Below are 23,078 nucleotides of genomic sequence, written 5' to 3' on the forward strand. Positions count from 1 at the left end.
TTCTTTTTGCGCATCGCTCGGCGGTGCGGTCGTTGGTCGCGGTCCATCGCTGGCGGGACTGAGGACATGCCGAATCGTTGTTTTCGTGCGGCGCAGCATCGTGAAAGAGTGCCGATCACGTCATCGCCGCAGGAACGCTCGTCCATGTCCATCGCTCGCCCCGCGTCTCCGTCCTGGGCCGTCGCCGCGGCACTCTGCGCTGTGCTGCTGGTGGCGGCGCCACTTGCCCGGGCAGATGACGGCGCCGGCTCGCCGCTGCGCGCGTACCTGAGCGACAAGCGTGCGGCGATCCAGGCCCTGCAGGCGCAGGACGCCGCGCCCACCACGCTGCATGGCCAGGTTACCGCCGAGAGCCGCTCGGGCGTCCGTCGCCTGCGCCTGGGGCCGACTGGCGAGTACCAGTACCTCAGTGACAGTGGTCGCGACTACGCCGGCTACAACCTCGGGGCAGGGTCCTGGGATTCCCTGGTCGGCACGCTGGCCAGTGCGGTCGCCGACGAGTACATCGTGCAGGCCGCCGTGCAGAACGTGCCGATCGACGGTCTGGACGTGGTGTTCACCAGCGTGCCCGAGCGCAAGAGCGACACCCTGGCCTATCCGAACAACCTGTCCTACGTGGCCTACATCGACTCGCCCGCCGACGCCGCGCAGCTCGAATCGCTCCGCCAGGCCGTCCATGCGCAGTCGGCGGCGATCGACCTGGTCACCCGACCGCAGCAGGTCGGCCATGCCGAGGTGCGCTACACGCGCTCGCCGGCGCAGCGCGAAGCCGATCTGCCGCCCGGCCTGCGCGATTTCATCACCGAGGAGAAGCGGCCCGCGGTGCTGGGCAAGCGCGCCCAGGCGGCGGAGCGGACCTCGACGCCGCGCGCCCTGGTTGCCCGCGCGCACGTCGAGCCGCATACCGGCCTACGCCGGGTGTTCCTGGGCGAGGACGGCTACCACCAGCAACTGCACGACAGCGCGCCCGAGCTCTTGGGGTACGGGCTTGCGCCGACCGTGGAGGAACACCTTCTGGGCGTGACCGCGACCTGCCTGACGCACATCTTCGAAGTGCAGGCCGCCACCCGCAATGTGCTGCTCGACACTCTGGAACTGACCGTGGACGGCGAGCTCGGACCGCGTTTCGGTGCGAACGTCAGCACGCCGGCGCGGTTCCGCAACATCCGCTACACCGCGACCATCGCATCGCCTGCGTCCGCGCAGGACATCGACGCCCTGCGCCAGGCGGTCGAGGCGACCTGTCCGCTCTACAACCTGGTCAAGGATGCGCAGACGCTGGACGGCCGCATCGTGCGCGGCGCGTTTGCGCAGACGCCGCGTTAGCTAGCACTCCCGCGCGGCGTGCGCCGCGCGCCATCAGAACCAGAGCATTCGACGCGCCCGGATCCCGCACGCACGAGCGTGTGCGATCCGCCGAGCGGCGTCGTCCTTCCATCGAACCACGGGGGCCCCGATGCACCGTTCCGCCCGCGCCCATCCTGTCCCGACGGCCGCCGCCCGCGGCGCACGCTTGCACGCGCCGACGCGTGGCCGCCTGGCGCTGGCGTTGTGCGCGCTGTTGTCGACGAGCGCGCAGGCCGACGACGCGCCGGACGCCGCGTCCGCACCCACTGCGCGCTTGCTCGACAAGGTCTCGGTACTCGGCTCGCGGATCGCCGGTGGCGGCGCCGTCGCGGCGCTGCCGGTGGCGACGGTGGACCGGGCCCAGATCCAGGCCACCGGCGCGACCAACGGCAACGAACTGTTCCGCAGCCTGCCGCAGTTCGGCGACGTCGCCGTGACCGAGAAGGGCACGACCAACTCGGGGCGCAATTCCAATGTCGCGCGTGGCGACGTGGGGGCCATCAATCTGCGCAACCTCGGCGCCAAGTACACCTTGCTGCTGATCAACGGCCGCCGCACCGTGCAGCATCCGATCAGCAACAGCGGGGACAACACCACCTACAACGCGAATGCGATCCCGACTTTCGGCCTGGAGCGCATCGATCTGCTGCTCGACGGGGCGGCGTCCATCTACGGCTCCGATGCGATCGCCGGCGTCACCGACCTGATCACGCCGACCAACCTGGCGGACGGCGGTGGTATCACGCTGCGCTACGGCACGGTCCAGGACGGCCACCGCGAGGACGTGTCGCTTGAAGGCTATGTCGGTCGCGATTTCGCCGGCGGCCGCGGCAATGTCTCGGTGCTCTATGGGCTGTCCACCCGCACCGCGCAACGCAATTCGGACGCCTGGTTCACGGCGACCGACGGCCGCCGCGTGCTGGCCGACGGCACCAGCGTCCCCGATCCCGACGGCACCACGGGCTTCACGACCCGCACGCCCTGGGGCCATTTCGACACCTACGTCGATGGGCGGCGGACCGGCAGCTGGCACATCGATCCGGCCACCGGCGCGCTGGCGCCGGGTCAGGTGCCGACCCGCTACCACTACGACGCCGGCGCCGAGCCGGGCATCACGACCGCGCCTGCGATCGACAAGGGCAATGTCTTCGCCACGGCACGGTTCGACCTGGACGACAGCCGTCAGCTGTTCGGCGAACTCGGCTACTACCGCGCGCAATCCGAATCCTGGGTCAGCAGCGAGGCGGGGTTCGGCGGCGACGGCTTCCTGCTGCACATCCGGCCCGATGCTTACTGGGTGCCCGACGCCCTGCGGGGAGCGGACGCGATCCGGCTGCTCAACTACCAGTTCGCCGATTCGGGCATCCGCCGGGTCCGCGTCGACAACACGCAATCGCGGGCACTGCTCGGCCTGCGCGGGTGGACCGATACCGGCTGGAACTGGGAGACCGCGCTGCTGTACTCACGGGCGCGCAGCACCGACCGGCAGCAGGGCGGGTTCACCGACGCCTTCATCGCCGCGGTGAACCGCACCGATGCCAGCGCCTACAACCCGTTCAATGGCGGTGACCCGGCCAGCATCCGGGTCGGCGATGCCACGCCGTCCGACACGTCGGCGTTCATCGGCGAGGCCACCCGGCAGGGGACGACCGAACTGGCGTTGTGGGATCTCAAGGTCGACCGGCCCGACCTGCTGTCCTGGTATGCCGGCGACATCGGCCTGGCGGCGGGCGTGGAGTACCGGTACGAGAGTCGCTTCGACGATCGCGACCGGAGCATCGACGGCAGCACGCCCTACGTGGACTGGTACACCGGGACCGTCGCGCAGAGCAACTTCTTCACCCACAGTCCCCGGCCCGACGTGCGCGGCAGCCGCAATGTGACCTCGGCGCTGATCGAACTGGCGGTGCCGCTGGTCGCGCCGGCCCACGGTGTCCCGCTGGTGCGTTCGCTGGATCTGCAGATCGCGGGGCGCTACGAGGACTACAGCGATGCCGGCGATGTGGCCAAGCCGAAGATCGCCGCGGCCTGGGGCGTCAACGACAGCCTGCTGCTGCGCGGGTCGATCAGCGGCGGCTTCCGCGCGCCCGGCCTGGAACTGGTGAATTCCCCGCCGACCTACGGGTTCGGCTTCAATCACGACGCCGTGCGCTGCCATGCGCTGGTGGTCAAGGGCGCGTATCCCGACTACACCGCCTGCCTGAACGCCTACAGCAACGGATCGCAGGTCAAGCCCTCGGTCAGTGCCGTCACTGCCTATGGCGACGACGTCGCGCCGGAGACGACGCGGCAAACCTCGTGGGGCGCGGTGTTCGAGCCCGGGTTCCTGGCGCCGGGGCTCGGCCATCTGAGTCTGAGCGTGGATGCCTGGCGGATCGAAGTGGAGAATCCGATCGGCACCATGGGCGAGGAGGTGCTCTACGACGCGTATCTGCGCGTCGTCGAAGGCCGCAGCAACCCGAACGTGGTCCGCGCGCCGGTGACCGCCGAAGACATCGCGCTGTTCGAGGGCTCGGGCATCGCGCCGACCGGTGTCGTGACCCATGTGCTCGACACCTATCGCAACCGGCAACCGTTGACCGCGTCAGGCGTGGACTACCGCCTGGCCTGGCGGTTCCGTGACACCGCGTGGGGCGACATCGCGTTGCTGCTCGACGTCAGCCGCCTGAAGGCCTACACCCAGCAAAAGCCGATCGAAGTCCAGCAGGTCGCCGAGGCCATCGACAGCGGCGCGCTGGACATCGTCGCTGCGAACCTGGGCGCGGCCAACGAAGTGGGCATCAATGGCGCGAAGCCGGAATGGCGCGGCAGCGCGACGCTGCTCTGGCAGCATGCCGGCTGGACGGTGCGGCTGCGCGACGACTACATCGGCAGCGTGACCGCCGGTGCGTATGCCGATCGCAGTCCGTTCGTCGTCCCGTCCACCCAGCGCTGGGCGTTATCGGTGGCGCATGCCTTCACCCGCGGGCCGCTCGCCGGCACGACGGTGGAAGCCGGCGCCCGCAATCTGTTCGACAAGGCGCCGCCGCTCAACGCCGCCGGCAATGTCCTGACGGCGCTGCACGAATCCTACGGCCGCTATCTGCATCTCGGCATCTCAAGGACCTGGTGACCCCATGAAGACGCGTACGCTCGCATTTGCGGTTCTGCTGCTCCCGGCGCTCGCCGCCTGCGACCGCCCGGACGCGCCCGGCGCGGCGCCGCCCGGCGCGGCGGACACCGCGCCCGAGTTCGGCGAGGCGCACGCGGCGTGGGCGCGCCAGCGCGCCGACGAACTGAACAGGCCCGATGGTTGGACGAGCCTCATCGGCCTGCATTGGCTCGACGCCGACCGGCAGCGGGTCGGCGGCGGCGCGCAGGACGACATCCGCCTGGCCATCGCGCCGCCGCATCTGGGCACACTCGAGCGGCGGGCTGACGGCGTCTACTTCACCGCCGACGCAGCGGCCGCGGTCACCGTCGACGGTCGCCCCCTGCAGGGCGAGGTGGCGCTGCAGCCCGAAGGCCGGGACGGGGGGACCCAACTGGAGTACGACGACGGCAAGGGCCGGATCTCGTTGATCCGCCGCGGCGATCGGCTCGGCCTCAGGGTCCGGCACGCCGATGCGCCAGCGCGCCTGCAGTTCGCCGGTCTGGACTTCTTCGCGCCCGATCCGGCCTGGCGGGTGCAGGCCCGGTTCGTTGCGCACCCGCCGGGCACGACCCTGCCGATCGCCAACATCATCGGCGACATCAACGACACACCCAATCCGGGCTATGTGGAGTTCGACAAAGACGGACACCGCTGGCGGCTGGAGGCGCTCGGCGATCCGCAGCAGGGCCTGAGCCTCAATTTTCAGGATCGGACCAGCGGGCGGGAGACCTATGCGGTCGGCCGCTATCTGCAGACCGGTCCCGTTGCCGACGGTGCGACGGTCGTCGTCGACTTCAACCGCGCCTACAACCCGCCGTGCGCGTACACCGCCTACGCCACCTGTCCCTTGCCGCCGCCGGGCAATCGCCTCGCGCAGCGCGACACCGACGGCCGGACGGTCCGGCTGGCGGTCCTGGCCGGCGAGAAGGCCTATGCCGGCGCGCGGCACTGAGCCGGCGTTGATCCCGCGTCGGGGCGGGCAGTGATGTCCACGCGTTGCGGCGTCGGACTGGTCGCCTGAGCCCCGGGGGAGAGCACTGCCGTCCGGGCGGGGTCAGTCGATCGACTCGCGTCGGGCCAATGCGAGCAGGCGCTGGGCGATACGCTCCAGCGGCAGGCATTCGTGCGCGGCGCCCAGCTTCCAGGCGGCGCCGGGCATGCCCCAGACGACGCTGCTGGCCTCGTCCTGCACCAGTGTCGCAGCCCCGGCCTCGCGCAGTTCGAGCAGTCCGCGCGCGCCGTCGTCGCCCATGCCGGTGAGGATCGCCGCGACCGCGTTGGCACCGGCCGCCTGCGCGACCGAGCGGAACAGCACGTCGACCGCGGGCCGGTGCCGGTTGACCGGCGGGCCGGGGTCGAGCCGGCACCGCCAGCGGGCGCCGTCGCGCAGTACGCGCAGGTGGTGGTCGCCCGGTGGCAGGTAGACATGCCCGGGCAGGATCGTCTCGCCGTCGCGCGCCTCGCGCACCAGCATCGCGCAGTGGCGGTCCAGGCGCTCGGCGAACGGCGCGCTGAAGCTGGCGGGAATGTGCTGGGTCAGCACGATCGCCGGGGCGTCGGGCGGCATCGCCTCGAGCACGACACGGATCGCTTCGGTGCCGCCGGCCGACGCGCCGATCGCGATCAGCCGGTCGGTCGTGCGGTAGCGCAACGCGACCGGCGTGGCGGCCGCTTCCGTCGGTGCCGCGGGTCCGGCCGTCGACCGGGCCGCCGGGCGCGGCGCGGCGCGCACCTGCGCGCGCGCGGCCGCCTTGACCTTCGCGGTGATCTCCTGCGCGTAGGCCTCCAGCCCGTGGGCGACATTGAGACGCGGCTTGGCGACGAAGTCCACCGCGCCCAGCGCCAGCGCCTGCAGGGTGATGTCGGCGCCGCGTTCGGTCAGCGAGGACACCATCACCACCGGCATCGGTCGCAAGCGCATCAGGTTGTCGAGGAACACCAGGCCGTCCATGCGCGGCATCTCGACATCGAGGGTCAGCACATCGGGATGCAGGCGTTTGATCTTCTCGCGCGCGAGCAGCGGGTCGGCGGCGCTGCCCACGACGTCGATCTCCGGGTCGGCGGACAGCACCTCGGTCAGCAGCTGACGCACGACCGCCGAGTCGTCGACGATGAGCACGCGGACCGGCGTCATTCGAACAGCTCCACATCGCCGGCGATCGGCGCACGCGCCAGGCGGGCGCGGACGGCCGATTCGGCGGCCGCCACCTCGGCGCCGTGCGCGTGCGGCAGGCGGTAGACCATCACCTTGCCGCTCTGCGGGAAGAACCACACCTTGCGCGGATGGATGCCCTGCAGGTCTTCGGCCACAACCGGGATGTGCTCCGCGTCTAGATAGCCGCGCACGAATTCGGCATTGCGGGTGCCCACCGGGTTGCTGGTGAAGCCCTTGAGCACGTTGGCGCCACCGAACACCTTGGCCTCGAGACGACGGCGGCTGGCGCCGCGCTTGAGCAGTTCGTTGATCAGTACCTCCATCGCATAGCTGCCGTAGCGCGCCGGCGCGCCGTCGCCGTTGCCGCCGTCGGGCAACAGGAAGTGGTTCATGCCGCCCAGGTGCAGCAGCGGGTCGCGAATGCACGCGGCCACGCACGAGCCGAGCACGGTGACCAGCGCCGTGCCGTCGTCCACCACCAGGTACTGGGTGGGCAGCAGCTTGGCCGCCGGCACCTGGAACTGCGGGTCGCGGTAGCGCATCACCGCATCGCTGGGTGACATGCTCACGCGGCGGGGGCCGTGTAGTGGCGCCGGTACAGCGTGCGGCCACACGGCTGGATCAGGTCGGCGGCATGCAGGTAGTTTTCCGAATGCCCGGTGTAGAGCAGGCTGGCCACGTCCATGTGCGTGACCAGCCGCGACAGGATCCCGCGCTGGGTCGGCTTGTCGAAGTAGATCATCACGTTGCGGCAGAAGATCGCATCGAAAGGCCCACCGACGTCGTAGCGGCCGGCCAGCAGGTTCAAGGGGCGGAACTCGATCAGCGCCTGCAGCGCCGGATGCACCCGACACTTGCCGGCATTGGGGCCGGTGCCGCGCTGGAAGAAGCGGCGTCGTAGATCGGCGTCGAGCGCGGCGACGCGCTCGATCGGGTAGACGCCCTGGCGCGCAGTCGCCAGGACCTGGGTGTCGATATCGGTCGCGACGATGCGCACCGGCGGCTGCAGCGTATCGAACGCCTCGCAGGCGGTGATGGCCATCGAGTACGGCTCCTCGCCGGTCGAGGCCGCGCACGACCACAATGTCAGCGGCTTGCGGCCCGTCCCGGCGCGCTGCAACTGGGTGCGCAGGGTCTCGAAGTGGTGCGGCTCGCGGAAGAACGAGGTCAGATTGGTGGTCAGCGCGTTGGTGAACGCTTGCCATTCCTCGCCATCGGGATCGCCTTCCAGCAGCGCCAGATAGTCGCCGAAGTCGTCGAGGCCGAGCGCACGCAGCCGCCGCGACAGCCGGCCGTAGACCATGTCGCGCTTGCTGGCGACCAGGGCGATGCCCGCCCGGTCGTGGATCAACTGGCACACACGGCGGAAATCGCGGTCGGCGAACACGAACTGGCGTGCGTCGCCGGGGGGATGGGGCAGGGAAGCGGCACTCATGGCGACCGGCGCGTCAGTAAGACTCGATGGGGTATCGGCGCGGCGCCGGCGAAGTTGACCGCAATCGGCTCCGCCACGCACAAGGCCCGGCGCAGGGCCGGGCCTTGTGGGCGCCCCGTATCGGCGGCGACGATCAGAACTCCGCCCAGTCGGCCTCGGCCAGGGCGGGCGCGGCGGGCGCGCGTGTCGCCGGACGCGGCGCGGCCGGTGCCGGCTTGCGCGACGGCGGCGGCGCTGCCCGGGTCGGCTGCGCAGCGGGTGTCGCCACGGCCTGCCCTTCGATCCGCAGCATCGAGATCGCCTCGGCCAGACCCGTGGCCTGTTCCTCCATCGCGCGTGCGGCGGCCGAGGCTTCTTCGACCAGCGCGGCGTTCTGCTGGGTGGTCTCGTCCATCTGCACGATGGTCTGGTTGACCTGCTCGATGCCGGCGGCCTGCTCCTGCGAAGCCGCGGAGATCTCGGCCATGATGTCGGTCACACGCTGCACCGAGGCGACCATCTCGGCCATCGTGGCGCCGGCCTGGCCGGCGAGCGCGGCGCCGCTGGCGACCTTGCCGGTGGAGTCGTCAATCAGCCCCTTGATCTCCTTGGCGGCGTTGGCGCTGCGCTGGGCGAGGGTGCGGACCTCGGAGGCGACGACGGCGAAGCCGCGGCCCTGTTCGCCGGCACGCGCGGCTTCGACCGCGGCATTGAGCGCGAGGATGTTGGTCTGGAACGCGATGCCGTCGATGACCGAGATGATGTCGGCGATCTTGCGCGAGGAGGCTTCGATGTCGGCCATCGTGGCGACGACCTGGCCGACGACCTCGCCGCCCTGCGAGGCGACGGTGGCCGCGCCCTGGGCGAGCTGGTTGGCCTGGCGGGCGTGGTCAGCGTTCTGGCGCACGGTGGAGGTGAGTTCCTCCATCGAGGCGGCGGTTTCTTCCAGGTTGGCCGCCTGCTGCTCGGTGCGGCGCGAGAGATCGTCGTTGCCCGAGGCGATCTCGGTGGATGCGGTGCCGATCGCGGCCGAGGCGTCCTGGATGCGGGCGACGATGCCGGTGAGCTGGGCGACGGTGGTGTTGGCGTCGTCGCGCATGCGGGCGAACACACCGTGGAAATCACCTTCCATACGCGCGGTCAGATCGCCCGAGGCGAGCGCATTGAGCACGTGCGAGACCTGCGCCAGGCTGACCGCATTGGCGTCGAGCAGGCTGTTGAGCTGCTGCGCCAATTGCCGGATGAAGCCCTGCTTGCCTTCCAGCGAGACGCGATGGTCGAGGTCGCCGGCCGCGGCCGCGGACACGATGCGCGCGACTTCGGCTTCGACCCGGACTTCACCGGTGCGGTCGCGCCACTCGGCGATCAGACCGATGTCGCGGCCCTGCGCGTCGCGGATCGGCGAGATGATCTGGGCGATGCAGGCGTCCTGGTACTGCATCTCGCGGTGCGCGATGCCGCGCTCCTTGAGGCTGGCAAGCACGCGCTGGTCCGGCTTGCCATCCAGTTCGAAGGTCGTCAACGAGGTGCCGATCAGCGGCTGGGCCGGATCGTAGTGCGGCAGCTCGGCGGCGATAGCCTCGGCGTTGTCGCGCATCACGGTCTGCAGCGCGGGATTGACGTAGAGGATGTTGAACGACTCATCGGTGACGATCATCCCGGTCGAGGCGCTGTCGAGGGCAGTGCGGATGCGCAGGTTCTCGCTGGCGATCTTCTGGTCGCGCTCGATCCGCTCGCGAAGATCGTGCTGCATGCGCTGCATGGCCTTGAGCAGGTCGCCGATCTCGTCGCGGCGGCTGGCGTCGATGCGGGTGTCGAGCTTGCCGCTGGCCACGTCGTTGGCGATTGTGACCGCCGAGCGGGTGGCGCCGGTGAGGCTGCGCGCCATCAGCCAGGCGATGACCATGCCGCCGGTGATGCCGGCCAGCAGCATGGTCGCCATGAGAATGCTCGAACCGGTCTGCACGGAGCGGGCTTCCTCGCGGGCCGCGGTGGCCTGGCGATCGGCCTCGGCCTGCAGCGCCTGCAGCGCGTTGCCGGCGGCCAGGTGCAGGTCACGGGTGCGGCCGATGAAGGTATCGGTGGCGTCGTCGGGCAGATCGAGTTCGAGCAGTTCGTTGACCTCGTGGTATGAGGCCTTGGCATCGGCCCAGGCGGTCACGAAGCCGTCGTAGAGCTTGCGCTCCTCGGGCGAGACGATCAGCGGCTCGTACGCCGCCGTGTTCGCTTCGATCTGCTGTTCCATCGCCGCGGTGCGTTCGCGGGCATCGCGCTTGACCTGCTCGCTGGCGCGCACCAGGCCCAGGTACGACGCCGCGCGGTACTCCCCGAGCAGGGCACGCGTTTCTCCGACCGTGGTCAGCGTCGGCAGCGTGTTGTCGGCCAGGTGGTCGGTGACGCTGTCAAGCGAGCGCAGACCGACGAACCCGCCCACGCCCTGGGCGATCATCAGGATCAGGACGACGCCGAATGCCAGCATCAGTTTCGGTGCGAGCTTGAGATTCGAGAACCAGTGCATGCGGCAATCCCCCGTAGGCGGCCGGATGGAAAAGCGGCCCGGACGCGGTCTGCGATCCGGGCGCGGCTTACTTGATGGTGGCGAGCTTGATGTCGCTGGGCGAGTTGACGGCGATCTCGGCGCGGCTGGCGTCGCGCTGGATGGTGCCCACGACGCACACGTCGCGGCCTTCCAGTTCCTCGGGCGAGGGACGGAAGCGGTCGCGCTGTTCGTTGGGGATGCGCGCCGAGAAGGTGTGGCGCGGGAACGCGCCGCCCATGTACAGGAAGGTCGGCTGGCCTTCGGTGTTCTCCGCGTAGCGGGTTTTCTCGACCTTGCCGCAGACCATGCCGCTCTTGCCGACGAAGCGCACGGCCTGTTCGGGGCGGATGGCCTCTTGGGCAAAGGCGGTCGAGGCGCCGCCGGCGAGCAACAGCGCGGCCAGCAGGGAAGACGTCTTGCAGTGGATGGTCATGGTCTGTTCCTTGATCGATGGACGGCAGGCGCAAAAGCGCCTGTGTCCGCCTCTATCGGCCGCGTGCGGCCGGGCCTTGAGTGCAAACTGTGTGACGGCGATTCCAGATCCGGATCACGCCGCCTGCGGGACCGCCAGTTCGGCGCTGTCGAGCAGGGTTTCGATGTCGAGCAGGATCAGCATCCGGTCGTCGAAGGTGCCGATGCCGGAGATGCAACGGGTGTCGATCGCCGCGCCGAACTCGGGTGTCGGGCGGATCTGCTCGGCCGACAGCGGCACCACGTCCGACACGCCGTCGACGACGATGCCTACGACGCGGTCGTCGACGTTGAGCACGATCATCACCGTGAAGCTGTCGTAGCGCGCCTGCGCCAGGCGCAGCTTCAGACGCAGGTCGATCACCGGCACGATCGTGCCGCGCAGGTTGATCACGCCCTTGATGTAGTCCGGGGCGTCGGGCAAGCGGGTGACCGCGTCGTAGCCTCGGATCTCCTGCACCTTGAGGATGTCGACACCGTAGTGCTCGTCGCCCAGGGTGAAAGTAAGGTACTCGCCGGCGTTCTGGGGATCTGGACTGCTCATCGGTGCGCTCCTGCAGGCATGCCGCGCTCGCGCGCGTGTCGGGTGTCCCGTGCGACATCGGCCGCGCGGCGGGCAACTTTAGAAAAGCGGCGTTACACGGCGCGGCGCAGTCGGGCGTTGCGCTGGCGCTCGATCTGGAAGATGGACTGCAGGATCCGCCGCTGCGCGACCGGTGCCAGCGCGACGAAGCGACAGCCTGCACGCCAGCGCACCCGCAAGCCGATCTGTTCGCAGAAACGATGCGCGACGGTGACGGTCACCGGCATCGCCACGGTGTCGGGCAATTGCAACAGGCAACCGTTGAGCGTACGCCCGGGTGCGAATCGTGGATCTTCGCCGTCGTCCAGCGCCACCGCCAGCCCGCCGCCGCTCAGATCCAGCACCCTCAGGCCGTTGTCCGGTAACGCCGCCGGGGCGTTGCCATGCCCCGGATGCAGCGTCACGCCGGCATCGAACGGCGGCACGACGCGATAGAGGTCGCGTCGCTGCAGGCGCAGCAGCGCCTCGGGCCAGGAGGCGATGAACGCCTGGCGTCCCTCGTGCAGGGCCGGCAGCGGCGTCGACAGCCGGAAGCGGATCTGCACCGCGTCGAGCCGGGTATCGCAGATGAGCTGGGTGCAGATCGCGAGCTTGCGGTTGAGGGCGTCCTGCCGGCTGGCGTCAAGGACCAGGGTGCCGTCGTCGCCGACCGCGAGTAGTGCGGTCGGGCAGGCCAGGTCGCCGGGTATCAGGCTGCCGCTGATCAATGCCTTCGCCTCGACCAGACTGCGCAGCACGCGTCCCATGTCGGCGCTGTCGCGCAGCATGTAGCGCGACAGCGCCTCGTCGTCCAGCGGATAGAGCGGGTCTGCAGGCGCCATCGTGCTTGTCGTCCTCCGGGCATGGGGCGGCCGATCGGCGGGGTCAGGACAGCGCGTGGCCGATGGTCGGCGGGCGGGCCGCATCCACCACCGCCTGTAGCAACGCCGTGGCGGTGTCGACGCGGAACACCGCGATCGCATCGGCGAGCCCGGCGGCCTGTTCCTCCATCGCGCGTGCGGCGGCCGAGGCTTCTTCGACCAGCGCGGCGTTCTGCTGGGTGGTCTCGTCCATCTGCACGATGGTCTGGTTGACCTGCTCGATGCCGGCGGCCTGCTCCTGCGAAGCGGCGGAGATCTCGGCCATGATGTCGGTCACACGCTGCACCGAGGCGACCATCTCGGCCATCGTGGCGCCGGCCTGGCCGGCGAGCGCGGCGCCGCTGGCGACCTTGCCGGTGGAGTCGTCAATCAGCCCCTTGATCTCCTTGGCGGCGTTGGCGCTGCGCTGGGCGAGGGTGCGGACCTCGGAGGCGACGACGGCGAAACCGCGACCCTGTTCGCCAGCGCGTGCGGCTTCGACCGCGGCATTGAGCGCGAGGATGTTGGTCTGGAACGCGATGCCGTCGATGACCGAGATGATGTCGGCGATCTTGCGCGAGGAGGCTTCGATGTCGGCCATCGTGGCGACGACCTGGCCGACGACCTCGCCGCCCTGGGAGGCGACGGTGGCCGCGCCCTGGGCGAGCTGGTTGGCCTGGCGGGCGTGGTCGGCGTTCTGGCGCACGGTGGAGGTGAGTTCCTCCATCGAGGCGGCGGTTTCTTCCAGGTTGGCCGCCTGCTGCTCAGTGCGGCGCGAAAGGTCGTCGTTGCCCGAGGCGATCTCGGTGGATGCGGTGCCGATCGCGGCCGAGGCGTCCTGGATGCGGGCGACGATGCCGGTGAGCTGGGCGACGGTGGTGTTGGCGTCGTCGCGCATGCGGGCGAACACACCGTGGAAGTCGCCCTCCATGCGGGCGGTCAGGTCGCCGGCCGCGATCGACTGCAGCAGGCGTGAGAGCTCGCTCAGGCTGCGATCGCTGGCCGCCATCATTGCGTTGAGGCTCTGGATCATGCGCCCGAAATCGTCGCGGAACCGGCGCTCGTCGCCGCGGACCGAGAAGTCGCCGGCGGCGGCCGCAGTGGCCAGTCGGTTGATCTCGCCATTGATCGCCATGAGGCTGGCCTTGGCAGCGTCCATGGCTTCGTGCAGGACCGCACGGCTGGCAGGCAGGCGGCGCGCGTCGCGCGACAGATCGCCATTGGCGTATTCGTTGAGGATGTCGATCGCCTCGACGAACGCGTCCAGGTGCTCGAACATCATGGTGTTGATACCAGACGCCAGTTCGCCGTACACACCCGGGAAGTCCACCGGCATCCGGTGACGCATGTCGTCGCCGGCATGCTGGCCGATCATCTCGCGCGTTTGTTCAGAGAACCGCTCGAGCATGTGCACCATCTCGTCGGTCGAGCGCAGCATCTGGCCGATCTCGTCGCGGCCCTGGTGGCCGGTGCGGATACTCAGGTCGCCGCGGGCCACGCCGCGGATCGCATGCACCGCCCGTCCCAGTGGCTCGAGGACAGAGTGGCCGATCAGCCAGCCGATGCCAGCGTTGAGCAGCACCAGCAGGCCGCCGACGGCGGTCATGATCACAGTGAACGTCAGCGCCTGGGCCTGGGTGTCGTCGAGGTAGACGCCGGTGGTCACCACCCAGCCCCACGGTGCGTACATCGCCGAGTACGAGGTCTTGTGCACCGGTTCGTCCTCGCCCGGCTTGGCCCAGAGGTAGTCGACGTTGCCGCCGCCGGCGCGCGCGACCTCGACGAAGCGGCTGTAAATGGCCGTGCCGTCGGTGTCGATGATCCCAGACACGTCCTTGCCGATCAGGTCCGCGCGCAGCGGGTGCATCAGCATGGTGGGGTGTTCGTCGGTGACGAAGAAGTAGTCGACGCCATTGTCCGAGCGCATGGCCGCGAGCGTGCGCAGTGCGCGTTCCTTGGCCTGCTCGACGGTCAGCTCGCCATGTTCGACGCGGCTGGCGTATTCCTCGATGACGCCCAACGCCAGTCGCACCTGTGATGCGACGCCATCCTTGCGGGACTGATTGAGGTCGACGAACTGGACCCGGGCCGCGACGACGGCCAGCAGGATGATGCCGGTCGCGACGAGCGCGGTCTGGACCAGGAATTTGCGCTGCATCGAAAGATCGGACAGCGCTCGGAGCACGGCGGCGACGGGGTTCATGGGGGTGGCAGGAGTGGGCCTGCCATCGGTATCGGCCGCGCTGCGTCGAGATTGAGGCGTGCGCCGACAGCTGGCAGGCCGGCCGCTCCGACGTGGGTGCGACGGAGCGGCCGGCCTACGATCAGAACTCCGCCCAGTCGGTCTCCAGCACCGCCGCCGGCGCCTTGCGCACCGGGGCAGCGCGTTCGGCCGCTGCGGCAGGCGTCCCCAGGCGGATGCTGGCCGGCGCGATCGGCGGCGCTGTGGCGGCGGTCCGGCGAGCGGTGGCGCTGCTGCGGCCGGCGTCGATGTCGAACACTGCGATCGCATCGGCGAGCCCGGCGGCCTGTTCCTCCATCGCGCGTGCGGCGGCGGAGGCTTCTTCGACCAGCGCGGCGTTCTGCTGGGTGGTCTCGTCCATCTGCACAATGGTCTGGTTGACCTGCTCGATACCGGCCGCTTGTTCCTGCGAGGCGGCGGAGATCTCGCCCATGATGTCGGTCACGCGCTGCACCGAGGCGACCATCTCGGCCATCGTGCGGCCGGCCTGGCCGGCGAGCGCGGCGCCGCTGGCGACCTTGCCGGTGGAGTCGTCGATCAGGCCCTTGATCTCCTTGGCGGCATTGGCGCTGCGCTGGGCGAGGGTGCGGACCTCGGAGGCGACGACGGCGAAACCACGGCCCTGTTCGCCGGCACGCGCGGCTTCGACCGCGGCATTGAGCGCGAGGATGTTGGTCTGGAACGCGATGCCGTCGATGACCGAGATGATGTCGGCGATCTTGCGCGAGGAGGCTTCGATGTCGGCCATCGTGGACACGACCTGGCCGACGACCTCGCCGCCCTGGGAGGCGACGGTGGCCGCGCCCTGGGCGAGCTGGTTGGCCTGGCGGGCGTGGTCGGCGTTCTGGCGCACGGTGGAGGTGAGTTCCTCCATCGAGGCGGCGGTTTCTTCCAGGTTGGCCGCCTGCTGCTCAGTGCGGCGCGAAAGGTCGTCGTTGCCCGAGGCGATCTCGGTGGATGCGGTGCCGATCGCGGCCGAGGCGTCCTGGATGCGGGCGACGATGCCGGTGAGCTGGGCGACGGTGGTGTTGGCGTCGTCGCGCATGCGGGCGAACACACCGTGGAAGTCGCCCTCCATGCGGGCGGTCAGATCGCCGGCCGCGATCGACTGCAGCAGGCGCGAGAGCTGGTCGAGGTTGCCGTCGGCGGCATCCATCAGCCGGTTGAGGTCCTCGATCATGCCGCGGAAGTCGTACTGGAACCGCGCCGCATCGCCGCGGACGCTGAAGTCGCCACGGGCGGCGGCGCCGGCCACTGCCTTGACCTCGGCGTTGATCGCACCGAGGTTGGCCTTCACTGCGGCCATCGTCTCGGTCAGCACCGCTTTCTCGCCTGGGTACTGCGCCAGGTCCGGCGTCAGGTCGCCGATTGCGTACTGGCGCATGACCTCGATCATGTGCATCTTCACGTCGACGTGCGAGCCGACCAGCGCGTTGGTCTCGCGCACCATCTGGCCGTAGTCGCCGGGGAATGTACCCTCGTCCATGCGATGGCTGATCGTGCCGTCGTCATGCGCGCGGGCCATGTCGCGCTGGGCATCGATGACGGCGCGCAGCTGACCCTGCATGCGTTGCATGGCCGCAAGCAGCTGTCCGACCTCGTCATGCCGGTCGACGACGATCTGCGTATCCAGGCGACCTTGCGACACATCGTTGGCGACCTTGACCGCGCTGCCGACCGATTGCGACAGCGTTCGCGAGATCGCGATCGCCATTGTCGTGGCCAGCAGCACGATGATCGCGATGCCGGCGATCATTGCCAGCAGGCTGCTGCGGTAGACCTCGTTGGCCTGGGCGATGTCGTCGCTCAAGCGTTGATCGTTGAACTGCGCCAGGGCGGCTATCGACTCGAACAGAAGACGGCGCAGCGGACGTGACTTCGCATCGGAAATCGTCTGCGCGGTCTCGCTGTCGCCAGCGGCCAGCGCCTGCTCGATCTCGCGCCGAGCGCCGAAGTATGCTGCCAGCCGCGCGGTCATCGCGTCGTACAGGCCGCGCTCCTCGTCGATCAGCGGCAGACCTTCGTACAGCGAGCGCTGCTCGGCGATGATCTTTTCGATCTGGGCCAGACGCTGGTCGTAGTCGCGCACTGCATCGGGCTCGGCCAGGCGGCTGAGCTGCGAGAGTTCGTACATCCGGTACTCGCCCAACTGCGACCGGATCTCGGCCAGGTACTGCACCGCAGGCATGTCATCGAGGCTGACCTTCTGCAATTCGGCATTGATGCCGCCCAGTCGGTTCAGGGCGAATGCGCCCAGGCCCGCGGCCAGCAGCACGATCATGGTGAAGGCGATCGCCAGCTTTCGGGCGATCGACAGGTTGTTCAACCATCTCATTGGAGATCTCCGGATACGACAAAAGGACGCGGGCAGGTGTTGGTCAACACTTGGAGCGCGTCCTGTGCCTCACGACTAGCGGCCGGAAACGGGGCGACTTGAAGGTCGAAACCCATTTTTTTCAAAGTGCCGCGCGCGTGACTCTCATTGAGGAATGAATGCGCACATGACGTGAATTTCGGTGAACGCACGCGACGTGTCGCAGCCGTGCGTCCACGGCGATCGAACACCGCCAGCGTCAAGCTGCCTGCGGCAGACGCAGCGAACGGGCCAGCCCCCCGACATCGACGATCAGTGCCACGCGGCCATCGCCGAGGATCGTCGCACCGGAGATGCCATCGACGCGGCGGTAGTTGTTTTCCAGATTCTTGACCACGACCTGCTGCTGGCCGATGAGTTCGTCGACTTCGAGCGCCAGCTTCTGGCCGTCGCCCTCGACAACGACGACCAGCGGATCGTCGCCTTGTGGCTGGCCGTAGCGGTAATGATCGTTGAGTGAGACCAGTGGCAGGTACTCGCCACGCACGCGCAACACGCGGCCCTCGCCGGTGAGGCTGCGGATGTCCTCGGCCTGGGGTTGCAGCGCCTCGATCACATAGGTCAGTGGCAGGATCAGGGTCTCCTCGCCGACGGCCACGCTCATGCCATCGAGGATGGCGAGGGTCAGTGGCAGGCGGATCACCACACGCGTGCCGTGGCCGGTGCGACTCTCGAGCTGGACCTCGCCACCGAGCGCCTGGATGTTGCGCCGGACCACGTCCATGCCGACGCCGCGCCCCGACAGGTCGGTCACCGCATCGGCGGTCGAAAAGCCGGCCTGGAAAATCAGATCCCAGATCTGCGCATCGGTCGGGGACTCCGGCACGGCCAGGCCGCGCTCGGCGGCCTTGGCCAGGATCCGTTCGCGGTCCAGGCCGCGGCCATCGTCGGCGACCTCGATGACGATATGGCCGCCTTGGTGCGAGGCGGCAAGTGTGATCGTGCCGGCTTCATCCTTGCCCGCGGCGCGGCGCGCGTCGGGCAACTCCAGACCGTGGTCGATCGCATTGCGGACCAGATGCACCAGAGGATCGGCGATCTTCTCGATCAGGCCCTTGTCGAGTTCGGTACCTTCGCCGAGCGTGCGCAGGCGCACCTGCTTGCCCAGCCGCGTGGACAGGTCGCGCACGAGACGGGGGAAACGACGGAACACGGCATCGACCGGCAGCATGCGCACGCCGATGACCGCTTCCTGCAGATCGCGGGTATTGCGTTCGAGCAGGTCCAGCCCAGCGAACAGGCGTTCGCTCAACGCCGGGTCGAGGGCGGCGGACACCTGCTTGAGCATGGCCTGGGTGATCACCAGTTCGCCGACCAGGTTGATCAGGCCGTCGATCTTGTCGGTGCTGACCCGGATCGAGCTTTCGGCCTCGTGACCGCCCGCCGTCGGGGCCGCCGTGCCGGCAGCGGCGGCGCTCGTGGCGGGGGCGCGCGTCGGGTCCGCGCTCGGCGTCGATGCCGGCGCAGGCCTCGCCGCGGGCGCGGCGGCCGCCATCGGGCGGATGTCGAGCGTGCAGTCGTCCTCGACCCAGGCGAACACGTCGTCGACGGCGCTGCGCGGCACCGCGCCGATCAGGCCCAGGTCCCAGGCCAGATACGCTTCGAGCGGATCGAGCTGGCCAAAACCGGGCAGGCGTTCCATCCGGCAGGCAACGTCGAGCGAGGCCAGCTGGTCGAGCTCGCGGATGATGCGCAGCGGGTCGTTGCCGCTCATGAACATCGACGGCGCCGGGGTGAACCCGATCTGCCAGCCGGTCGGCTCGGCGACGGGATCGACCGCAGGCGTGGCCGGTGCGGTGGCCGCGACCGGCGCTGGCGCGGTGCTGCCCGACAGTACCGCCTCGAGCCGGGCCTGGACCGCGACCGCAGCGGCCGGGTCGGCGGGATGGCCGGTTTCGGCTTCGGCCAACAGCGCGCGCAGGACATCGACCGACGCCAGCATCGCATCGGTCGCGGTGGCATCGACGCTGCGCTTGCCGGCGCGCAGTTCGTCGAGCAGCGTTTCGAGCACATGGGTCAGCGCGGCGACCGCGTCGAATCCGAATGTCGCGGCGCCGCCCTTGATTGAGTGCGCGGCGCGGAAGATCGAGTTCACCAGCTCCGGGTCCTGGTCGCCCTGCTCGAGTTGCAGCAGGCCAGCTTCCATCGCCTCCAGGCCTTCCCGGCTTTCCTCGAAGAAAGTGGCGTGGAAACGCTGCATGTCCATGTTCATGGGGTGAAGACCTGGCGTCGGAGGCGGAAGGCGGGCGTCAGCCCAGGACTTTCTGAACGGTGGCGACGAGTTGGTCCGGGTTGAACGGCTTGACCAGCCAGCCGGTCGCACCCGCGGCCTTGCCTTCGGCTTTCTTGTCTGCGGCCGACTCGGTCGTGAGCATCAGCATCGGGACGAACTTGTAGTCGGGCAGGCCGCGCAGGGCGCGGATCAGGGCGATCCCGTCCATATTGGGCATGTTGACGTCGGTCACCACGGCGTTGAACCGCTGGCCTTGTGCGTGCCCCAGGGCGACTTGGCCATCTTCGGCTTCTTCGACCGAGAAGCCGGCCGAGGTCAGGGCGAAGGAGACCATCTGGCGCATCGAGGCCGAGTCGTCCACTACCAGAATGCGTGCGCTCATGCGGCGTTCTCCACTGTGCTTGCGTTCGAATGATTGCGAGGGGGGCTGGGCAGTCCCAGCGAGGGGCCGATCCCCAGCAGGCGGATGGCGTCGAGCAGGGCGGCGCTGCTGTCGTGCAGTGCGGTGCTTCGGCCCGAGGCGTTGCGGCTGGCGAAGAACGCGCACAGCACCTGCAGGCCGGCGGTGTGCACGCGTCGCACTTGGGCGCCGTCCAGCAGCACGTCCTGGTCTTGGGCCAGGTGGGGCTCGAGCCGTGCCTTGAGTGCGGCGCTGGTCTCGATGCCGAGATCCTCGCCCAGGTCCACGGTGGTCATCGCGTCTCCGCAAAGTCGGGGGTACGACGGGTTAGCGGCAGCGATGCGGCGAGCTTTAGGGTGGGCCGATCGGGACTCTTTGCTCCTGCCCACTCGATCAGTGCGTTTGTCTTCGGCGCGCGCGTCGCGCCGGCCGGGGACTGCTCCTCGGCTCGGTCAGCCATCCTGGCTGACTCGCCGTCGCGGTCCATCCATGGCCCGCTGCCGTGATCCCCGACCAGCACGACGCACTGAGGCCGACAGCGCGTGACTTCCTCAAGCAGGCGACTCCGCATCCAACCGAAGTCGGGCTGCCAATGTCCGCAGCAGCGGACTGACGGTCGGTGGCCGCGTCGAGCGCGCCAGGGGTGAGCTCGCTCTGCTTGCGCGGCATGCCGCGCGAGTGGGCGAACGCCCGGCGTGCTGCACCGGGCCGGGCCTATCCGCGAGGCGGAGCGGCGCGCGCCCAAGTCAAGGCTGGGTGAGAGCACGCGGGGTCAGAGCCCGGTTTTTCGGCTTGTCGGCCGGCAGGCCGGTCTCCATCCGAAGCGGAGCGTTTCAGGCGCGTACCGGTGGCCGCCGTGAGGCTCAGCGGGCGGTGTAGAGCGGCATCGACAGCAGTCGGGAGGCGTCGAGCAGCAGCATGACCGCGCCGCCGAGACGTGCGATGCCGCGGATGCGGTGGTCGCCGACCGGGGCGAGGCGGGAGGTGTGGGCGCCTTCGATCTGGGCATCGGAGACCACGGCCACGTCCTCGACCGTGGACACGCGCAGGCCGAGCGTGTCGCCGTGTTCCTCGAGCACGACGATCCGCGTCGATGGCGTGTCCTCGACGGCGGTGTCGCCCAGTTGCAGGCCCAGGTCGACGACCGGCACGACCTGGCCGCGCAGATTCATCAGGCCGGCCAAGCACGGCGATGCGCCGCGCACCGGCAGCAGCGGGGCGGGCAGCACGACCTCGCGGATCTTCAGCAGTTCCAGGCCATAGATCTGCCCGCCGCAGCGCAGCCGCAGCCAGCGGGCCTGACGCTCGCCGCTGCGGCGCGGCGGCGGAATGTCGTCGTGGGCCGGTGCGCTCGCGACGCGCGGCGACGCGCGGGCAGGCGCCGCGGCGGCCGCGGTCTGCGCGCGCGCCGCAGGCGCGGGGGGCCGTGGCTGCGGTGCGGCCGGTGCCGGCGGTGGTGGCGCAGAAGTCGGTGCCGGCGTCGGGCTGTGCGGTGCCGGCACAGGGGGCGCCGCGACCGCGGGGGGCGGCGTCGGCGCGGGGGCCGTCGGCACCGGGGCCGCCGACAGCAGCACGCCGAGGTAGTCGTCGACGACCTCGGCGGCGTTCATGCCGCGTGCTCCAGCGCCTGGTCTTCGGCCAACAGCCAGTCGAGCGCGCGGCCGTAGGCCGAGAATGCGCGGCCCGGCGGATGGCCGTTGACCACCTGCTGGGCGAGTGCGTCGGCGTTGCTGAGCTGGGTGTCGACCGGGACCGCCTCGTCCCAGATCTTGCCGGCGTACTCGTCCTGCAGCTGCGCCAGCGTCTCGCGCCCGATCCGGGTGCGGCGGTCGTACATGGTCGGCACCACCGAGACCGGCAGCGGCCGTTGCCGGGAGCGTTCGACCATTTCGGCCGTGCGCACCATGCCGGCCAGGCCATAGAGCGCCAGCGGCTCGCACTGCGTGGGCACGATCACCCGGTCCGCCGCTGCCAGGGCGTTGACCATCAACAGGCCGAGCGTGGGCGGGCAGTCGAGCAGGATCGCATCGTGGCCGCCGGTGTGCCGGGTGATCGCCTGCGACAGCGCCAGGCCCAGACCCGGCTGGGTCGCGCTGCGGCGTTCGAGCGTTGCCAGCGCGGTCTGCGCGCAGACGTAGTCCAGGCCTTCGGTCGGCGAGGCGCGCATCAGCGCGGCCAGGCTCGAGGGTGGGGTGGCGAACAGGTCGGCCACGCCCGCAGGCGGTGGGTCGGTCGGGATGCCGAACGCTCGGGTGAGCGAGGCATGCGGGTCGAGATCGACCAGCAGCACGCGCAACCCGCGCGCGACCATCGCGCGGCCGAGGGCCAGCGTGGTCGTGGTCTTGCCGACGCCGCCTTTCTGGTTGGCGATCGCCCAGACGCGCATCAGGTCTCTCCTCGGGGATGGGGGGGCAGGGTATCGGGGGCGCGGTCGGCGGCGACCGCAGGGATGGCATCGAGCGCGACCGGCTGCGTGGGCGACGGCCCGCCGATCGGCTGCCCCTGGGGCGACTCGGGCTCGGCCAGCACCATCAGCACCACGCGCCGGTTGGCGTTGCGGCCAGCCTCGCTGGCGTTGTCGGCCTTGGGTCGCTGTTCGCCGTAGCCGACCATCACCAGCCGCTCGGGCGCCAGGCCCTCGCGCACGAACAGGTGCACCACGCTGGCCGCGCGCGCGGCCGACAGTTCCCAGTTCGACGGGAACTGCGCGGTGCGGATCGGGCGATCGTCGGTGTAGCCCTCGATCCGGATCGGATTGGGCAGCCCGCGCAGCACCGCGGCCAGTCGACCGAGCAGCGACTGCGCGCCGAAGTCGAGTGTCGCCGAGCCGCTGGGGAACAGGATGTCGCTGTTGATCTCGACCTCCAACCAGAGGTCGGCGCGGCGCACGGTGATCAGCCGCGCATGCACCATCTCCGACAGCGCGTCCTCGAGCTGCAGCGCGATGCGCGCCAGCTGCTGGCGCGAAGCGGCCCGCGCCGCACCGTCGGCGCCATCGTCGATGCGGTCGCTGCGCATCTTCGATTCGAGCATCGGCTGCAGCGGCGAGTCGAGCACCGGCGAGGCACTGCCCGGGCCGCGCCGCGCGCCGCCGGGAATCGGCACCGCGGCCTTGAGGCTGGCATCGCGGTAGACGTTGTCGCCGACCTGGATCGGGTCGATCGTCCGCGGCGTGCCGCTGAACGCATTCGCCAGCGAACTGGCCATCACCCGGTACTTGCCCTCGTTGAGCGAGGACACGGCGTACATGACCACGAAGAACGCCAGCAGCAGCGTCATCAGGTCGGCGTAGGGAATGGCCCAGGCCTCGTGGTTGGCGTGTTCCTCGTGGTGGACGCGTCGTGCCAT

General features: G+C 69.7%; 18 protein-coding genes. 3 read left to right on the plus strand and 15 right to left on the minus strand.

Translation table 11 applies throughout. The features are described from left to right. Positions 1 to 144 precede the first annotated feature (144 nt). The 3 genes from MNO14_RS07720 to MNO14_RS07730 all read left to right on the plus strand — a co-directional run bounded on the left by MNO14_RS07720 (position 145) and on the right by MNO14_RS07730 (position 5,432). A complete protein-coding gene (locus MNO14_RS07720; RefSeq protein ID WP_241946104.1) occupies positions 145 to 1,326 on the plus strand; it encodes an OsmC family protein in 1,182 nt (393 codons plus the stop codon). A 130-nt stretch (positions 1,327 to 1,456) separates the two neighbouring features. Continuing rightward, positions 1,457 to 4,459, plus strand: coding sequence for a TonB-dependent receptor plug domain-containing protein (locus MNO14_RS07725; RefSeq protein ID WP_241946105.1), 3,003 nt, complete (start codon positions 1,457 to 1,459; stop codon positions 4,457 to 4,459). A 4-nt stretch (positions 4,460 to 4,463) separates the two neighbouring features. Beyond that, positions 4,464 to 5,432 carry a DUF1684 domain-containing protein gene (locus MNO14_RS07730; RefSeq protein WP_241946106.1) on the plus strand — a complete coding sequence of 323 codons (969 nt, stop codon included), beginning with the start codon at positions 4,464 to 4,466 and terminating at the stop codon, positions 5,430 to 5,432. Between the two features lie 102 nt (positions 5,433 to 5,534). Here MNO14_RS07730 and MNO14_RS07735 read toward each other — a convergent pair whose 3' ends face one another. From MNO14_RS07735 to motD, 15 genes are all read right to left on the minus strand, one after another. Continuing rightward, on the minus strand, positions 5,535 to 6,614 hold the full coding sequence (locus MNO14_RS07735) for a chemotaxis response regulator protein-glutamate methylesterase (RefSeq protein WP_241946107.1): 1,080 nt from the start codon (positions 6,612 to 6,614) through the stop codon (positions 5,535 to 5,537). Beyond that, positions 6,611 to 7,198, minus strand: a complete 588-nt coding sequence (cheD, locus tag MNO14_RS07740; protein WP_241946296.1) for a chemoreceptor glutamine deamidase CheD — start codon at positions 7,196 to 7,198, stop codon at positions 6,611 to 6,613. Before cheD ends, MNO14_RS07735 begins: the two co-directional genes overlap by 4 nt. A gap of 2 nt (positions 7,199 to 7,200) precedes the next feature. Next, positions 7,201 to 8,070: a CheR family methyltransferase gene (locus MNO14_RS07745; RefSeq protein ID WP_241946108.1), complete on the minus strand. Its 870-nt coding sequence runs from the start codon at positions 8,068 to 8,070 to the stop codon at positions 7,201 to 7,203. A gap of 133 nt (positions 8,071 to 8,203) precedes the next feature. Further along, a complete protein-coding gene (locus MNO14_RS07750) occupies positions 8,204 to 10,567 on the minus strand; it encodes a methyl-accepting chemotaxis protein (protein ID WP_241946109.1) in 2,364 nt (787 codons plus the stop codon). A 67-nt stretch (positions 10,568 to 10,634) separates the two neighbouring features. After that, positions 10,635 to 11,021, minus strand: coding sequence for a hypothetical protein (locus MNO14_RS07755; protein ID WP_241946110.1), 387 nt, complete (start codon positions 11,019 to 11,021; stop codon positions 10,635 to 10,637). Positions 11,022 to 11,135: 114 nt separating this feature from the next. After that, positions 11,136 to 11,603, minus strand: a complete 468-nt coding sequence (locus MNO14_RS07760; RefSeq protein WP_241946111.1) for a chemotaxis protein CheW — start codon at positions 11,601 to 11,603, stop codon at positions 11,136 to 11,138. Between the two features lie 92 nt (positions 11,604 to 11,695). Beyond that, on the minus strand, positions 11,696 to 12,463 hold the full coding sequence (locus MNO14_RS07765) for a flagellar brake protein (protein ID WP_241946112.1): 768 nt from the start codon (positions 12,461 to 12,463) through the stop codon (positions 11,696 to 11,698). A gap of 43 nt (positions 12,464 to 12,506) precedes the next feature. Then, a complete protein-coding gene (locus tag MNO14_RS07770; RefSeq protein WP_241946113.1) occupies positions 12,507 to 14,684 on the minus strand; it encodes a methyl-accepting chemotaxis protein in 2,178 nt (725 codons plus the stop codon). 121 nt (positions 14,685 to 14,805) lie between these two features. Further along, entirely contained in the window at positions 14,806 to 17,058 is a 2,253-nt protein-coding gene (locus MNO14_RS07775) for a methyl-accepting chemotaxis protein (RefSeq protein ID WP_241946114.1), read from the minus strand. 238 nt (positions 17,059 to 17,296) lie between these two features. Beyond that, positions 17,297 to 19,309 carry a chemotaxis protein CheA gene (locus MNO14_RS07780; RefSeq protein ID WP_241946115.1) on the minus strand — a complete coding sequence of 671 codons (2,013 nt, stop codon included), beginning with the start codon at positions 19,307 to 19,309 and terminating at the stop codon, positions 17,297 to 17,299. Between the two features lie 37 nt (positions 19,310 to 19,346). Continuing rightward, complete coding sequence (locus MNO14_RS07785; protein WP_241946116.1) at positions 19,347 to 19,712, minus strand: response regulator; 366 nt, start codon at positions 19,710 to 19,712, stop codon at positions 19,347 to 19,349. After that, positions 19,709 to 20,026 (minus strand): STAS domain-containing protein, encoded by a 318-nt coding sequence (locus MNO14_RS07790; protein WP_241946117.1) that lies wholly within the window; start codon positions 20,024 to 20,026, stop codon positions 19,709 to 19,711. Before MNO14_RS07790 ends, MNO14_RS07785 begins: the two co-directional genes overlap by 4 nt. 567 nt (positions 20,027 to 20,593) lie before the next feature. Continuing rightward, positions 20,594 to 21,340 carry a chemotaxis protein CheW gene (locus tag MNO14_RS07795; protein WP_241946118.1) on the minus strand — a complete coding sequence of 249 codons (747 nt, stop codon included), beginning with the start codon at positions 21,338 to 21,340 and terminating at the stop codon, positions 20,594 to 20,596. Further along, complete coding sequence (locus MNO14_RS07800) at positions 21,337 to 22,116, minus strand: ParA family protein (RefSeq protein ID WP_183426871.1); 780 nt, start codon at positions 22,114 to 22,116, stop codon at positions 21,337 to 21,339. The genes MNO14_RS07795 and MNO14_RS07800 overlap by 4 nt, the downstream gene beginning before the upstream one ends. Beyond that, positions 22,116 to 23,078 carry a flagellar motor protein MotD gene (gene motD / locus MNO14_RS07805; protein WP_241946119.1) on the minus strand — a complete coding sequence of 321 codons (963 nt, stop codon included), beginning with the start codon at positions 23,076 to 23,078 and terminating at the stop codon, positions 22,116 to 22,118. The genes MNO14_RS07800 and motD overlap by 1 nt, the downstream gene beginning before the upstream one ends.

The organism is Luteimonas sp. S4-F44, assembly GCF_022637415.1.
Taxonomy (GTDB): domain Bacteria; phylum Pseudomonadota; class Gammaproteobacteria; order Xanthomonadales; family Xanthomonadaceae; genus Luteimonas.

Coding starts and splice junctions, on each gene's coding strand:
- MNO14_RS07785 (WP_241946116.1), bottom strand. CDS start 19,712: ATGAGCGCACGCATTCTGGTAGTGGACGACTCGGCCTCGATGCGCCAG.
- MNO14_RS07790 (WP_241946117.1), bottom strand. CDS start 20,026: ATGACCACCGTGGACCTGGGCGAGGATCTCGGCATCGAGACCAGCGCC.
- MNO14_RS07780 (WP_241946115.1), bottom strand. CDS start 19,309: ATGAACATGGACATGCAGCGTTTCCACGCCACTTTCTTCGAGGAAAGC.
- MNO14_RS07755 (WP_241946110.1), bottom strand. CDS start 11,021: ATGACCATCCACTGCAAGACGTCTTCCCTGCTGGCCGCGCTGTTGCTC.
- MNO14_RS07720 (WP_241946104.1), top strand. CDS start 145: ATGTCCATCGCTCGCCCCGCGTCTCCGTCCTGGGCCGTCGCCGCGGCA.
- MNO14_RS07745 (WP_241946108.1), bottom strand. CDS start 8,070: ATGAGTGCCGCTTCCCTGCCCCATCCCCCCGGCGACGCACGCCAGTTC.
- MNO14_RS07750 (WP_241946109.1), bottom strand. CDS start 10,567: ATGCACTGGTTCTCGAATCTCAAGCTCGCACCGAAACTGATGCTGGCA.
- MNO14_RS07760 (WP_241946111.1), bottom strand. CDS start 11,603: ATGAGCAGTCCAGATCCCCAGAACGCCGGCGAGTACCTTACTTTCACC.
- MNO14_RS07735 (WP_241946107.1), bottom strand. CDS start 6,614: ATGACGCCGGTCCGCGTGCTCATCGTCGACGACTCGGCGGTCGTGCGT.
- MNO14_RS07770 (WP_241946113.1), bottom strand. CDS start 14,684: ATGAACCCCGTCGCCGCCGTGCTCCGAGCGCTGTCCGATCTTTCGATG.
- motD (WP_241946119.1), bottom strand. CDS start 23,078: ATGGCACGACGCGTCCACCACGAGGAACACGCCAACCACGAGGCCTGG.
- MNO14_RS07800 (WP_183426871.1), bottom strand. CDS start 22,116: ATGCGCGTCTGGGCGATCGCCAACCAGAAAGGCGGCGTCGGCAAGACC.
- MNO14_RS07725 (WP_241946105.1), top strand. CDS start 1,457: ATGCACCGTTCCGCCCGCGCCCATCCTGTCCCGACGGCCGCCGCCCGC.
- MNO14_RS07775 (WP_241946114.1), bottom strand. CDS start 17,058: ATGAGATGGTTGAACAACCTGTCGATCGCCCGAAAGCTGGCGATCGCC.
- cheD (WP_241946296.1), bottom strand. CDS start 7,198: ATGTCACCCAGCGATGCGGTGATGCGCTACCGCGACCCGCAGTTCCAG.
- MNO14_RS07765 (WP_241946112.1), bottom strand. CDS start 12,463: ATGGCGCCTGCAGACCCGCTCTATCCGCTGGACGACGAGGCGCTGTCG.
- MNO14_RS07795 (WP_241946118.1), bottom strand. CDS start 21,340: ATGAACGCCGCCGAGGTCGTCGACGACTACCTCGGCGTGCTGCTGTCG.
- MNO14_RS07730 (WP_241946106.1), top strand. CDS start 4,464: ATGAAGACGCGTACGCTCGCATTTGCGGTTCTGCTGCTCCCGGCGCTC.